The organism is uncultured Sphingomonas sp., from assembly GCF_913062585.1.
In the GTDB taxonomy this organism is placed as follows: Bacteria; Pseudomonadota; Alphaproteobacteria; order Sphingomonadales; family Sphingomonadaceae; genus Sphingomonas.
Genome location: NZ_CAJXWX010000004.1, coordinates 136,351 through 149,719 on the forward strand (window position 1 = coordinate 136,351; position 13,369 = coordinate 149,719).

A 13,369-nucleotide genomic window follows, 5' to 3' on the forward strand; every position below is an offset into this window, starting at 1 on the left:
GTGACACCCCTCCGTCAGGCCTTTGGCCTGCCACCTCCCCTTGCAGGGGAGGAATGGATATTCACCCCAGGGCGCGCGCGATAGCGACGAATTCGTCCACCGACAGAGTCTCGGCGCGGCGCGCCGGATCTATGCCGATCGCCTCCAGCGCTTCGACCGCCCCGGTCACCGGCTTCAGGCTCTGACGCAGCATCTTGCGGCGCTGGCCGAAGGCGGCGGCGGTCAGGCGCTCTAGCGTGCGGAAGGTCACGCCCTCTGGCGCGGGCTTGGGCGTGATATGAACCACCGCCGACATCACCTTGGGCGGCGGCGTGAAGGCGGAACGATGGACCGGCATCGCAATCCGCGCCTCACTGCGCCACTGGGTCAGTACCGCCAGGCGACCGTAGGACGACTGGTCGGGTGCTGCCACGACCCGCTCGGCGACTTCCTTCTGGAACATCAGCGTGCAGGATTGCCACCAGGGCAGCCATGCCCCGGACAGCCAGCCGACCAGCAGCGGCGTGCCGACATTATAGGGCAGATTGGAGACGATGTGCGGCTTGCGCTCGAACAATTCGGGCGCGTTGATGCGAAGGGCGTCGCCTTCGATCACCTTCAGCCGATCGGGAAACGCCTCGGACAGTTCGGCCAGCGCCGGGATACAGCGGCGGTCGCGTTCGATCGCGGTGACCTTCGCGCCCGCCATCAGCAGCGCGCGGGTCAACCCGCCGGGGCCGGGCCCGATCTCCAGGACATCCTGATCGGTCAGGTCGCCTGGAATGGCGGCGATCCGGGCCAGCAACTGGCCGTCGAACAGGAAATTCTGGCCCAGCGACTTGGATGCGGACAGACCATGGCGCGCGATGACGTCGCGCAAAGGCGGCAGGGGCGTAACGGGATCCATGTCAGGCGGCGGCTTCGGCCCGCCGCCGGGATGCTTCCCCGGCCATTGCGATGGCGGCGATCATCGCCCCGGGATGCGCACGGTCCTGCCCGGCGATGCCGAACGCGGTGCCGTGATCGGGCGAGGTCCGCACGATCGGCAGGCCCAGCGTGATGTTGACGCCCTCGTCGAAATGCAGCGTCTTGATCGGCACCAGCGCCTGGTCGTGATAGCAGCACAGCGCCGCGTCATAGGCGGTGCGCGCGCGCGGATGGAACAGCGTGTCGGCAGCGAAGGGGCCGGTCGCGTCGATTCCCTCGGCCCGCAACTGGGCGATGGCCGGTTCGATCAGTTCGATTTCCTCGCGCCCGATCGCGCCGCTTTCCCCGGCATGGGGGTTGAGGCCGGCAAAGGCCAGGCGCGGGTTCCAGATCCCAAAATTCCTGCAAAGACCGCGCGCCGTGGCCCGCCCCTTGGCGACGATCAACTCGACCGACAACAGGGCCGATACGGCTGCCAGCGGCACATGCGTCGTGATCGGCACGACGCGCAGGGTCGGCCCCGCCAGCATCATGACCGCATTGGCGCCCGAGACGCCGCAGCGCTCCGCGACGAACTCGGTCTGGCCGGGATGGGTGAAACCGATATCGTAGAGCTGGGCCTTGCTGACCGGGCCCGTCACCAAGGCGCTGGCGGCGTCAGAGCGGACCAGGCCGACCGCGAGTTCGAGCGAATGGAGCGCACAGCGCGCGCCCTCGACATCGGGCTGGCCGGGACGAATTTCGCCTGCGTCGTCGACCGACAGGATGGGGAGCGCCTCGTCAAAGGCGGCGAGTGCGCTGGCGATGTCGGATACGCGGACGACCGGGCCGTCCCAGACCCGTTCGATCGCGCGCGCGTCGCCGACCGCCACGAAAGGCGGCAGGCCAGCGTCGCGGCGCGCAGTCCAGGCCTTGGCGATGATCTCCGGCCCGATCCCGGCCGGGTCGCCCATGGAAATCGCCAGCGGCCGGATCATCGCTTTGCCCCCATCAACGATATTCGATCACCGCGTCGCGACGCAGATCGCGCATCTTCTGGTTGGCACGCAGGTTGACGCGCTGCTGCTCGACCTGGTTCTGGATCTGGTCGTTGGTCGGCAGGTTGCCCGAGCGCGGCTCCTCGCGGTCGCACAGCACCAGCGAGCGAACGCCCTGTTCGGGTGAACCGAAGGGCGGGGTCGCCTGGCCGATCTGCATCTTCAGCAGGATTTCCTGTAGTGGTGCTGGCAGCTGGCGGATCGTCACCTGGTCATTGTCGACCACCTCGGCCTTCAGCGCGGTCGCAACGCGCTGAACGTCGCCGCAGCCGCGAATCGCTTGGGTCGCCTTGGCGAACTCGGCCGCGCGGCCGCTGGCCTGGGCCTGGGTCGTACCCGCCGGGAACTTCACGGTGAGCTGCTTGAGCGACAGGCGCGAATCGCGCGGGTCGGCGGTCAGCACCTGGCGCTTGTCGGTCAGGTACAGGATCGAGAAGCCGCCCGGGATCTGGATCGGTCCGGCAACCTGGCCGACCTGCATCTGCTGGACCGCGGCCTGCAGTTCCGGCGGCAGCTGCGCCGCGCGGACCCAGCCCAGATCGCCGTTCACCGCGCGGGTCGACGCTTCGGAGAAGCTGCGCGCGAAATATTCGAAGGGCTGCTGCCCCTTCTGGATTTCGGCGATGATCTGACGCGCATTGGCAAAGACTTGCTGCTGCGTCGCCTCGTTCGCCGAGAGGAAGATTTCCTTGAGGTTATATTCCTCGGTGCCCTTGGCAGCCTCCAGGCGTGCCTTGATGGCGTTGACCTCTTCGTCGCCGACATTGACGAACGGCTCGACCCGCTTGCGCAGGTACCGGCTCCAGGCCAGCTCACCCTCGATCTGGCGGCGCATCGACTTGTCGGATGAGCCGACGCTGCGCAGGAAGGTCGTCATCTCGCTGGGCGACTTGCCGAACTGCTTGGAGAAGCGGGCATAGGCCTGGTTGATCTCGTCGGTCGTGACGGTGATCTCGGCGGTCTTGGCCTCCTGGATCTGCAGCGTCTCGTCGATCAGCTGGCGCAGGATCTGCATCCGCAGCCGGTCGCGATCCTCGGCCGACAGGTTGGTGACGTTGTTCAGCGCCATGGCCAGCGCCATGCGCTGGTCGATGTCGGTCTGGGTCAGCACCGTGTCGTTGACGATCGCGGTCGGCTTGCGGACATTGGGGTCCAGCTTGCCGAACAGCTGCATGTTCGACGGGATGTTGAGCCCGCCCGTGTCCGGCACGGTCTGATCGGGCACGGTCTGCGCCAGCGCGCCGGACGCGATCGCGACCAGCATCAACGTTGCGCCCGCGCGGAGGCGGCGGCCCTTGGTACGAATGTCGTGCTTCACCGTGTCTGTGATCCCCATCGCGCCTGACGAAGGCGCGTAACCGTCGCGATATGGTTCGCCCATGCTGAATACCGGCTTAGCGGCCGAGATTGGTGAACGCCAGAGTCAACAGGAAGCTGTTGCCTGCCCGGGCGTCGCCGGTGTTCACATAGTCGCGTCGCCAGGTGAAGCCGAGCCGCAGGCAGTCATCCTCATATTGCACGCCCAACCGGTGGCGAATCGGGTCGAACCCGTTGGCCAGTGACAGCGCGTCTTCCGCCCTGGTAGTGAGGTCGATCACGGTCGAGCCAAAGGCGGACCAGAAGCGCGCGAACTGGACGCGGCCCGCCAGGCGGAGTTCCCGACGATCCTGCAAATCCTCGATCGAGGTGAAGATGTTGCGGTTCAGCTGAAGATAGCCGACCTGGAAATAGGTGGAGCGCGACCCGACCGTGGCGTCGACCTCGTTGCGACGAACGGCGAAGCTGTCCTTGTCCAGGCGGAACCGATGGGTCAGCGACAGGAAGTCGCGGAACCGGATCTCCGTCCGGCCGACGATGTCCGACCAGCGATCCGACAGGCCGGTACCGGGATAGAGGATCGTCGGCCGGTCGTTCAGGCGGAAGCTCTGCCCGACCAATGTGTCCAGGGTGAAGCCCGGCAGGGTCAGCGCCCATTGCGCGCCGTAAGTGATGCGGGTCGAATCCTCGAACCGATCATAGCCGGGGAAGCGGTTCAGCGCGAAGAGGTTGGAATCCTCCAGGTCGACCGAGCGGGCGTCCTCGTTCGGAATGCCGATATTGCGGATGGGCGGGCTGGCGACGATCTGCACGCGCGGGGTGAAGCGCTGGCTGCCGCCCCAAAGCTCGCCGACGAACGGCCACTGCACATCCACCGCCAGCGCGCCGATGACGCGGCCCTGGAACCCGGCCAACCCCTGATAGACCAGGGGCGTCGTGGCGATGTTGTTGGCGTTATAGGCGTCGCCCCGGCCATAGGCGGTGAACGTCACCTCCTGCCCCCAGTTGGTCAGGCGGCGCAGGTCCCAGCGCATACTGGCAAAGGCCCGCTGCGTGTCCTGTCCGGCGGTCCGGCTGATCGCCAGCGTGTTCAGCTCCAGCTCGAACTTGCCGCCCAGCCACGGGTCGTTGAAGCGTCGGCGATAGTCGAGTTCGGGCAGCGCGATCGGCTGCTGCCCCTGCGGATCGTTGACGCGCAGCGTTTCGACATACCAGCCGGTCAGCGCGAAATAGCTGTTGGCGTCGATATGCTCCAGGCTGGCGGTGGTGCGGAGCCGGTCGTCGCGCGAAATGTCATAGCGGCGCAGGAAGGTACGGTCGGTGGTGATCCGCATCGAGCCCGACAGGCTCCATTCGGGCGAAAACTGAAAACGGCCGACCGCGTCCAGATAGCCGCGAAACGCCTGGGTCGTGTCGGTGGGGTTGAGCGTGTTCAGGTCGTCGCTGCGACGGCTGGCGGTGCCGTAGCCCGTGATGCGGAACGCGCCCTTCGTGGTCAGCGCCTCATATTGCGCCTCCAGCATCGGCAGCACGGCGCTGAACACATGGGGCGTGACCGTCAGGCCCTTATTGGGTGCCAGGCGCCAGTAATAGGGGACCGCAACATCGACGCCATTGACCCGGTCGAGCCGGATGTCGGGCGTCAGGAACCCGCTGTCGCCGCCAGGTCCGACCGGCGCGGACAGGCGCGGCAGCGGAATGGTCGGCAGGCCGAACAGATTGAGCTTCGCGCCGTTGAAATAGATGCGCTCGCGGTCGGGGCGATAGGTGACGCGGACGGCTGTGATCTTCCAGGACGGCTCCTTGGGGCAGCCCTCCGACGTCTCGACCGCGCAGGGCGTATAGGCGGCGCGTTCCAGATTGACCGTTCCGTCGGTCTGCCGCGTACCGCGAACGGCGGAGAGCCGGCCACCCTGTTCCAGCACGACCAGCATATTGTCGACCACGCCGTCCTTGAGCGAATCGGTCAGCTCGATCTGGTCGCCATAGGCGATGTCGCCCTGGGGATTGGTGACGGCGATGTTGCCGGTCGCCAGCACCTTTCCGGTCTTGCGATTCCACGTCACCTTGTCGGCGCGCAGCCGCTGGCCCTGCCGGATCATGCGGACTTCGCCGGTCGCGGTCACGATATCGGCGTTCATGTCATATTCGAGCTGATCGGAACTGAAGCGGACCTGATCGGGATCTGCGGGCGCTGGCCCTTCGCTGGGCGGCGGCGCGACCGCGCGATCCTGGAGATCCTGCGCCGCCGAGGGCGAGGCCAGGACGAGGGCCAAGGGCAGGGCGCTGCCGGTCAGAAGCGTCAATCTGCGCACGATGATATCCGGTCCGTCCTTGCCGACACGATGATAAGCCTCCCCCGGCCGGGTGACGCCACTGAACGCCCGCCTATCGCATCACCGGCGGTTTGCTGCAATCGCGCGCTTGCCTCGTTCGATACAAGGCCTAGATGGTAGCATTCGTTATCAGTTGATCAGAGGTTCCTCATGCAGATCGCGTTCAATGCCTCCGCCGAATCCGACGACGTCCTGGTTCTCCCGCTGGGCAAGGACCAGACCGACATCGGCCAGGCCGGCGGCGAAGGCATGGTCGCGCTGGGCAAGGCCGCCATCGCGGCGGCGCGGTTCAAGGGCGAGGCGGGCTCGGTCGTCGAGTTCTTCGCCCCGGCCGATGCTGGCGTGCGGCGTGTCGTCCTGCTGGGCGTCGGTACGAGCAGCGAGGCGGATTGGCGCAAGGCGGGCGGTGCGCTGACCGCCAAGCTGCTCACCACCGCCTCCGCCGCCTCGGTCGTCCTGACGGGCCTGGGCAACAAGCCGTCGGCGGCTGCGATCGCCGCTTTTGCCGGTGCGGCCGTGCAGCGTGGCTGGCGCTATGACGTGTACCGTACCAAGCTGCCCGAAAGCGCGAAGCCGACCCTGACCCGTATCGCGATCGTCGATGCCGGTGCGGAAGCCGAGGCCGCCTATGCCCGCATCCATGCGGTCAATGGCGGATTGGAGCTGACCCGTACGCTGGTGTCCGAACCGCCGAACAAGCTCTATCCGGAAAGCTTCGTCGAGCGGGTCCTGAGCGATGTCGAGGGACTCGGCCTGGAAGTCACCGTGCTGGACGAGGCGCAGATGCGCGACCTGGGCATGGGCGCGCTGCTGGGCGTCAGCCAGGGCTCGGTGCGCGAAGGGCGGCTGCTGGTCCTGAAGTGGAATGGCGGCGCGGCCGATGCCGAAACGGTGGCGCTGGTCGGCAAGGGCGTGACCTTCGACACCGGCGGCATCTCGATCAAGCCCGCCGCGGGCATGGAGGACATGAAGTGGGACATGGGCGGCGCGGGCGCCGTGGCCGGTGCCATGAAGGCGCTCGCCGCGCGAAAGGCCAAGGCCAATGTCGTCGGCGTCATGGGCCTTGTCGAGAACATGCCCGACGGCAATGCGCAGCGCCCCGGTGACGTCGTCACCTCCATGTCGGGCCAGACGATCGAGGTCATCAATACCGACGCCGAAGGCCGCCTGGTCCTGTGCGACGCGCTGACCTGGGTCCAGAAGGTGCATTCGCCCTCGACCATCGTCGATCTTGCCACCCTGACCGGCGCGATGATCATCAGCCTGGGCAACGAGCATGGCGGCCTGTTCGCCAATGACGATTCGCTGGCCGATGCGCTGCTGGCGGCCAGCAAGGCCACCGACGAGAAGCTGTGGCGCTTCCCGCTGTCCGACGCCTATGACAAGCTGATCGACAGCCAGATCGCCGACATGAAGAATGTCGGCCCGCGCGGTGGCGGTTCGATCACGGCGGCGCAGTTCCTGAAGCGCTACATCAATGAGGGCGTCGCCTGGGCGCATCTGGACATTGCGGGCATGGTCTGGTCGGACAAGCCGGGTGTGAACCATGACAAGGGCGCGACCGGTTACGGCGTGCGCCTGCTCGAGCAGTTCGTCGCGGACCGGTTCGAGGCGTAAAGGACGGGAAGGGCGGCGCGATGCAGGTCGATTTCTATCATCTGACGCTCGCGCCGCTCGATCGGCTGCTGCCCGTGATCGCCGACCGGGTGCTGATGGGTGGCGGCCGGTTGCTGGTCGTGAGCGGCGACGCCGAACAGCGCGCCGCGCTCGACCGGCAGCTATGGATGATCCCGGCGGACGGCTTCCTGCCCCATGCCCAGGCCGGGGAAGGCGATGACAGCGCCCAGCCGATCCTGATCGCGGGCGAGGTGCAGCCCGCCAACAACGCGCGTCACATCGCACTGGCGGACGGGGTGTGGCGCGACGCGGCGTTGACGTTCGACCGCGTGTTTCATTTCTTCGACGGCGACCGGATCGGCGAAGCACGGGCGGCCTGGCGTGCGCTGGCGGACCGCGAAGGCGTCGAGCGGCGCTATTGGAAACAGAACGACCAGGGCCGCTGGGAACAGGCGGCGTAAGTTTTTCCTCCCCTATAAGGGGAGGTGGCAGCCCGCAGGGCTGACGGAGGGGTGTCAGCATCAGCGGGAACACCCCTCCACCAGCTCCGCTGGTCCCCCTCCCCTTGCAGGGGAGGAATGAGAGACTGGCATAAGACATTGCATTGCAACCCCGCCGCGACTAGGGCGGCGCCACTTCCAGCCAACACCTTAATTCAGGAGCTGCGTGACCATCATGGCCGCGAACCGTACCTTTTCGATCATCAAGCCCGACGCGACCCGCCGCAACCTGACCGGCGCCGTCACCAAGATGCTGGAGGAAGCCGGCCTGCGCGTCGTCGCCTCGAAGCGTATCCAGATGACCCGCGAGCAGGCTGAAGGCTTCTACGCGGTCCATAAGGAGCGTCCCTTCTTCAACGATCTGGTCGAGTTCATGATCTCGGGTCCGGTCGTCGTGCAGGTGCTCGAGGGCGAGAATGCGATGCAGCGCAACCGCGACATCATGGGCGCGACCAACCCCGCCAACGCCGAGCCGGGCACGATCCGCAAGGAACTGGCCGAGTCGATCGAAGCCAACACCGTCCATGGTTCGGACTCGGACGAGAATGCCGAGATCGAGATCGCCTATTTCTTCAAGCCCGAAGAAATCGTCGGCTGATGCCGTGGCGGCTGCGACGGGCGGAGCCGGGCGATGCGCCCGCGCTATCGCTCGTCGCGGCCGCGACTTTCCTCGAGACATTTGCCGGGATCATTGCAGGTCCCGACATGGTGCATCACTGCACCATTAATAGCTCGCCCGCCAAATTCGAGCGCTGGATCGCGGATGGCGCCTGTGTCGCCACGCTGGCCGAGCATCCCGACGGCGGCGCGCCGGTCGGCTATAGCCTGTTGGTCCCGCCGGACCTACCCATCGACACCGATGCCCGCGATATCGAGCTTCGCCGCATCTATGCCCTGTCGCTGACGCGCGGCACGGGGCTGGGCCATCGGTTGATGGCGATAGCGATCGACGAAGCGCGGGCGCTCGGTCGCCGCCGTATGCTTTTGGGTGTGCTGGGCATCAACAGGGTCGCCCGCGCCTTTTACGAGCGCGAAGGCTTTGCATTGGCGGGCACGCGACAGTTCCAGGTCGGCGACACGCTTTATGACGATGTGGTCTACGCCCGGTCGCTTTAACCGCGCTTGGCCGCCCATGCGGCATCGAGCTTGGCGGTCGTACCGTTCCGGTCGCGAAGCCGCAGCCCCTCCAGCCGCAACGTCCGCCCGCGCAACAGGCGGCCATGGGTGCTCCAGATCAGGTCATAGAGGCCCGTCACGGTCCGCGCCGTGTCGCCGTCCCAATAGCGCGTCGTGACGAGGACCGGCAGGCGGCCCTCCTTGGTGTCGGCCTGACCGTCGGTCAGGGCCAGGATCGGGCCGGCAATGGGCTCTGCTTCGATGGCCGGATCGCCAATCGGTGCCTGACGCCCGATGCCCGATTTCCTCGGGAAGTCGATCGTAACGTCCTGCAGATCATGGTTGGGATCGCGCAGCGCCAAGCGACGGCCATCCCCCTCGACCGTCGCGGTCAGGTCCAATCGCGCGCGTTCGTTGCGCTGCGCCGAGGCGGCTGCCGCCTTGTCGGCGGCGTCGTTGCGACGCTGAGACCAGTTGAGATAGAGGGTCAACGCCGCGACGAGCAGGCCCGCCACCGCTACGAACTCGGCCAGCGTCAGCAGCCGCCGCCGCGACTTGGCGCGGTCTGCGGCTTCGTCCCCTGCCGAAGCGCTCATCGGCCGCCCGCCTCCAGCAGCGCGTTCGGCGCGACGAGTTCCCAACTGCGCGCGATCCGGTCCTCGATCAGCGTCCAGTCGCTATCGTCGGACAAGGCGATCTCGGTCCAGTGCGGCTCCGTCCCCTCATCGGCGACGCACACATGCAGGCCCGACGCACCGTCATGGATGCGGACGAACGCCTGGCCCTCGACCAGAAAGCGGGTCTCGCTGCCCTCGCTTTGCTCGGTCGCGCCCGGCAGCAGCATGGCGATGTCGCGGATGCGGGTCAGGAAATCGGTCATCGGCGCACAAACTCCGTCAGCACTTGAGGATATAAGCGATGCTCCTCAACGAGCACGCGCGCCGCAAGTGCCGCTGTGTCGTCACCGGGCAGGATCGGCACGTCCGCCTGGCCCAGCACTTCGCCGTCATCCAGCTCTTCGGTGACGATATGGACCGAACAGCCCGCCTTGCCGTCGCCCGCGGCGATCGCGCGGGCATGGGTGTCGAGACCCTTGTAGAGCGGCAGCAAAGACGGGTGGATATTTAGGATACGCCCCCGCCACCGCGCGACGAACGCGCTCGACAGCAGCCGCATATATCCCGCCAGCGCGATGATCTCGACACCCGCATCGCGCAGTGCCTGGTCGATCGCCGCTTCGTAGGCGGGCTTGCCGATCCCCTTGGGGGACAGGGCGAAGGTCGCGATCCCTTGTTCGCTCGCCCAGGCAAGGCCCGCCGCGTCCGGCTTGTCGGAGGCGACCAGCGCTACCTCATAGGCCGCGCCCGGCGCTTGCGACGCCGCGACAAGCGACTGCATGTTCGAACCCCGGCCGGAAATCAGGATCCCGACCTTGACCCGCTTGTCAGCCGACATGGGTCGCGGTCCAGTCCGCCTTGGCGCTCCAGGTGCCTGCCGATCCCTTGACGGTGCAGCCGCGCTCGCCCGCGGCGATCCGGCCGACGGTCACGACCGTCTCGCCGGCCGCGCGGAGCGTCTCGGCCACCGCCTCAGCCTGGTCGGCCCCGACGATCACCGCCATGCCGATGCCGCAGTTGAACGTGCGCGCCATTTCCTCGGGCTCGATCCCGCCCTGGGCCTGCAGGAAGGCCATCAGGCGCGGCTGCTCCCAGCCATCGGCATCGACGATGGCGTGGGCGCCCTTCGGCAGGACGCGCGGAATGTTTTCGAGGAGGCCGCCGCCGGTGATATGGGCCAGGCCCTTGATCGCACCCGCCTTGATGGAGGGCAGCAGCGCGCGGACATAGATGCGAGTCGGCGCCATCAGCGCGTCGATCAGCAACTGGTCCTGATCGAACAGGGCCGGGCGATCGAGCTTCCAGCCCTTGTCGGCCGCCAGGCGGCGGACGAGCGAGAAGCCGTTGGAATGGACGCCCGACGATGCCAGGCCCAGGATCACGTCGCCCTCGCCGATGGTCGCGCCGGTCAGCACCTGATCGCGCTCGACCGCGCCGACGCAGAAGCCCGCCAGGTCATAGTCCCCGGCGGCATACATGCCGGGCATCTCGGCCGTCTCACCGCCGATCAGCGCGCAGCCCGCGATACGGCAACCCTCGGCGATCGAGGCGATCACGCGCTCGGGCACATCGCCTTCCAGCTTGGCGGTCGCGTAATAATCAAGGAAGAACAGGGGTTCGGCACCCTGCACCACCAGGTCGTTGGCGCACATGGCGACCAGGTCGATGCCGACGCCGTCATGGCGGTCATGTTCGATGGCGAGCTTCAGCTTGGTGCCGACGCCGTCATTCGCTGCGACCAGCAGCGGATCGGTGAAGCCCGCCGCCTTCAGGTCGAAGAAGCCGCCGAACCCGCCCAGGTCCGCATCGGCACCCGGCCGGCGCGTCGCCTTGGCAAGCGGGCCGATCGCGCGGACCAGCGCATTGCCTGCGGCGATCGAAACGCCCGCATCGGCATAGGTGTATGACGTGCCCGTTTCGGCGGGCGAGGAGGTGGGGGACGGCGTGCTATGGTCGGTCATGTTTGCCGGTTAGCGACATCGCGCTTGGATTTCCACGTCTGGTTCGCCAAAAGGCCGCGATGCGTTTGCGTTCGCCCTCCATGATATTCGGCCTGGCCGCGCTTGTCGGCCTGTGTGCCGGGGGCGGTGCCGTGCTGGCCCAGATCGACGGGCAGGCGCGTGGCGTCGCGCCGGTCGACAATGGCGGCTCCTATGAAGTGACGGGCGTGGCCGTCGATGTTTCGGGCAAGACGGCCGAGGCCGCTCGCCTCGGCGGCTGGCGTATCGCCCAGCGTAAAGCTTGGGCCATGCTGGCGCAGCGGCTGGGGCGGAGCGGTATGGGCGCCTCTGACGGCCTGCTCGATTCGCTGGTCAGCGGCATCGTCGTCGAGAATGAACAGATCGGCCCGACCCGCTATGTCGCGAAGCTGGGCGTGCTGTTCGACCGGGTGCGTGCGGCGTCCGTGCTGGGCGTGTCGGCCTATGCCGACCGCTCGCCGCCGATGCTGGTCATGCCGCTTCAGGTGTCGGGCGGCGTCTCGCAGATGTTCGAGACGCGCACGCCCTGGCAACAGGCCTGGGCCCGGTTCCGCACCGGCAACAGCACGATCGACTATGTCCGGCCCGCCGGAACGGGTGCCGATCCGCTCTATCTGAATGTCGGCCAGATCGGCCGGCGCTCGCGCGGATGGTGGCGGACCATCCTGGACCAATATGGCGCATCGGACATCCTGATCCCGGTGGTTCATCTCTATCGGCAATGGCCCGGCGGGCCCGTGATCGGCGTGTTCGAGGCGCGCCATGGCCCGGACAATGCGTTGCTCGGCACGATCACCCTGCGAGTCGGCAGCACGGACGGGCTGAACCAGTTGCTCGACACCGGCGTGGCGCGGCTGGATGGCCTGTACCAGCGGGCCTTGGCCAGCGGCGCGCTGCACCCCGATTCGACCCTGAGGCCGCCGCCCAAGCCACAGGCCCCGGTCATCGACGATACGACGCCCGGCGAGGAGCCGATCTCGGGGCTCGATGCCACGATCGCCTCGACGGGTGCTGGCATCGCCGTCACGCTCCAATATGACGCGCCCACCGCCAGCGCGGTCGCCAATGCCGAAAGTCTGGTGCGCTCGATCCCCGGCGTCGTCCGGGCGGGTACGACCAGCCTGGCGCTGGGCGGCGTGTCGATCATGGCGGTGACCTATGACGGCGATCCGGATCAGCTTCGCCGCGCGCTTGAGCAGCGCGGTTTCCAGGTGTCCGGTTCGGGCACCACCCTGCGCGTTCGACGCGCGCCGCAGGTGAATGCACCTGCGCTTCCATCGGATAGTGTGATTACCGGATGAACCAGATGGCGCTGCCGCTGCAATGGCCGGCGGACCCCCGATCCGATGCGTTCCTGATGACCGAGTCCAACCGACTGGCGGCACGGATGCTGGAACAATGGGAAGCGTGGCCGACCATGGCCGCGATCCTGACCGGCCCGCGCAAGTCCGGGCGATCGCTGCTGGCGCGCATTTTCGCCGCGCGAACCGGCGGCACGATCATCGACGATGCCGAACGCGTGCCTGAGGTGCAGATCTTCCACGCCTGGAACCGGGCGCAGGCCGATCGGCTGCCGCTGCTGATCGTCGCCGATGCGCCGCCGCCGCGCTGGCAGGTGAAGCTGCCCGACCTGCGTTCGCGCCTGGCGAACAGCAGTCTGGCGGAGATCGGACCGCCCGACGACGAACTGGTCGCCGGGCTGTTCGAGCATCTGTTCGAGCGACGCGGCCTGGATGCACGGCCCGATCTGATCGAATGGTTGACCCTTCGGATCGAGCGTAGTCACCTTTCTGTCATCCGCGCGGTGGATATGCTCGATCAGGGGGCGATGGAACGGCGTGCGCGCTTGTCGATTCCCCTTGCACGATCCACTCTGATCGCGGCCGGTCTGATCGCCGAACCGTGAAGCCAAGCGAGAAATGATGACACGTCCTGCCCATATCG

Annotated in this window: 14 protein-coding genes; 6 read left to right on the forward strand and 8 right to left on the reverse strand. The window is 67.1% G+C overall.

What is annotated here, in order from left to right; genetic code table 11:
• Nucleotides 1-61: 61 nt before the first annotated feature.
• The 4 genes from rsmA to QZ546_RS05195 form a co-directional block, all read right to left on the reverse strand.
• Nucleotides 62-886 (reverse strand): 16S rRNA (adenine(1518)-N(6)/adenine(1519)-N(6))-dimethyltransferase RsmA, encoded by an 825-nt coding sequence (gene rsmA, locus QZ546_RS05180; protein WP_294235489.1) that lies wholly within the window; start codon nucleotides 884-886, stop codon nucleotides 62-64.
• A gap of 1 nt (nucleotide 887) precedes the next feature.
• Nucleotides 888-1,883: a 4-hydroxythreonine-4-phosphate dehydrogenase PdxA gene (gene pdxA / locus QZ546_RS05185; RefSeq protein ID WP_294235491.1), complete on the reverse strand. Its 996-nt coding sequence runs from the start codon at nucleotides 1,881-1,883 to the stop codon at nucleotides 888-890.
• Between the two features lie 13 nt (nucleotides 1,884-1,896).
• On the reverse strand, nucleotides 1,897-3,261 hold the full coding sequence (locus QZ546_RS05190; protein WP_294235493.1) for a peptidylprolyl isomerase: 1,365 nt from the start codon (nucleotides 3,259-3,261) through the stop codon (nucleotides 1,897-1,899).
• Between the two features lie 76 nt (nucleotides 3,262-3,337).
• The gene (locus tag QZ546_RS05195; protein ID WP_294235495.1) at nucleotides 3,338-5,575 is read right to left on the reverse strand and encodes an LPS assembly protein LptD; all 2,238 of its coding nucleotides are present in this window, start codon (nucleotides 5,573-5,575) and stop codon (nucleotides 3,338-3,340) included.
• 171 nt (nucleotides 5,576-5,746) lie between these two features.
• Here QZ546_RS05195 and QZ546_RS05200 point away from each other — a divergent pair, with 171 nt between their 5' ends.
• The 4 genes from QZ546_RS05200 (at nucleotide 5,747) to QZ546_RS05215 (ending at nucleotide 8,829) form a co-directional block, all read left to right on the forward strand.
• On the forward strand, nucleotides 5,747-7,213 hold the full coding sequence (locus QZ546_RS05200) for a leucyl aminopeptidase (RefSeq protein WP_294235497.1): 1,467 nt from the start codon (nucleotides 5,747-5,749) through the stop codon (nucleotides 7,211-7,213).
• Between the two features lie 20 nt (nucleotides 7,214-7,233).
• Entirely contained in the window at nucleotides 7,234-7,674 is a 441-nt protein-coding gene (locus QZ546_RS05205; protein WP_294235499.1) for a DNA polymerase III subunit chi, read from the forward strand.
• A 214-nt stretch (nucleotides 7,675-7,888) separates the two neighbouring features.
• Entirely contained in the window at nucleotides 7,889-8,311 is a 423-nt protein-coding gene (ndk, locus tag QZ546_RS05210; RefSeq protein WP_007403624.1) for a nucleoside-diphosphate kinase, read from the forward strand.
• Nucleotides 8,311-8,829: a GNAT family N-acetyltransferase gene (locus QZ546_RS05215; protein WP_294235501.1), complete on the forward strand. Its 519-nt coding sequence runs from the start codon at nucleotides 8,311-8,313 to the stop codon at nucleotides 8,827-8,829. The genes ndk and QZ546_RS05215 overlap by 1 nt, the downstream gene beginning before the upstream one ends.
• On the opposite strand, the gene QZ546_RS05220 is transcribed toward QZ546_RS05215, so the two are convergent.
• Genes QZ546_RS05220 through purM form a run of 4 tightly spaced genes read right to left on the reverse strand, consistent with a single transcriptional unit; the run spans nucleotide 8,826 to nucleotide 11,407 of the window.
• Nucleotides 8,826-9,425, reverse strand: a complete 600-nt coding sequence (locus QZ546_RS05220) for a hypothetical protein (protein WP_294235503.1) — start codon at nucleotides 9,423-9,425, stop codon at nucleotides 8,826-8,828. The genes QZ546_RS05215 and QZ546_RS05220 overlap by 4 nt on opposite strands.
• Entirely contained in the window at nucleotides 9,422-9,709 is a 288-nt protein-coding gene (locus tag QZ546_RS05225) for an MmcQ/YjbR family DNA-binding protein (protein ID WP_294235505.1), read from the reverse strand. The genes QZ546_RS05220 and QZ546_RS05225 overlap by 4 nt, the downstream gene beginning before the upstream one ends.
• Nucleotides 9,706-10,284 (reverse strand): phosphoribosylglycinamide formyltransferase, encoded by a 579-nt coding sequence (gene purN, locus QZ546_RS05230; RefSeq protein ID WP_294235507.1) that lies wholly within the window; start codon nucleotides 10,282-10,284, stop codon nucleotides 9,706-9,708. The genes QZ546_RS05225 and purN overlap by 4 nt, the downstream gene beginning before the upstream one ends.
• Nucleotides 10,274-11,407, reverse strand: a complete 1,134-nt coding sequence (purM, locus tag QZ546_RS05235; RefSeq protein ID WP_294235509.1) for a phosphoribosylformylglycinamidine cyclo-ligase — start codon at nucleotides 11,405-11,407, stop codon at nucleotides 10,274-10,276. Before purM ends, purN begins: the two co-directional genes overlap by 11 nt.
• A gap of 59 nt (nucleotides 11,408-11,466) precedes the next feature.
• Between purM and QZ546_RS05240 the strand changes: the two genes are divergently transcribed.
• Both QZ546_RS05240 and QZ546_RS05245 read left to right on the forward strand, forming a co-directional pair.
• Nucleotides 11,467-12,726: a heavy-metal-associated domain-containing protein gene (locus tag QZ546_RS05240; RefSeq protein ID WP_294235511.1), complete on the forward strand. Its 1,260-nt coding sequence runs from the start codon at nucleotides 11,467-11,469 to the stop codon at nucleotides 12,724-12,726.
• A complete protein-coding gene (locus QZ546_RS05245; RefSeq protein ID WP_294235513.1) occupies nucleotides 12,723-13,331 on the forward strand; it encodes a chromosomal replication initiator DnaA in 609 nt (202 codons plus the stop codon). The genes QZ546_RS05240 and QZ546_RS05245 overlap by 4 nt, the downstream gene beginning before the upstream one ends.
• Nucleotides 13,332-13,369 lie beyond the last annotated feature (38 nt).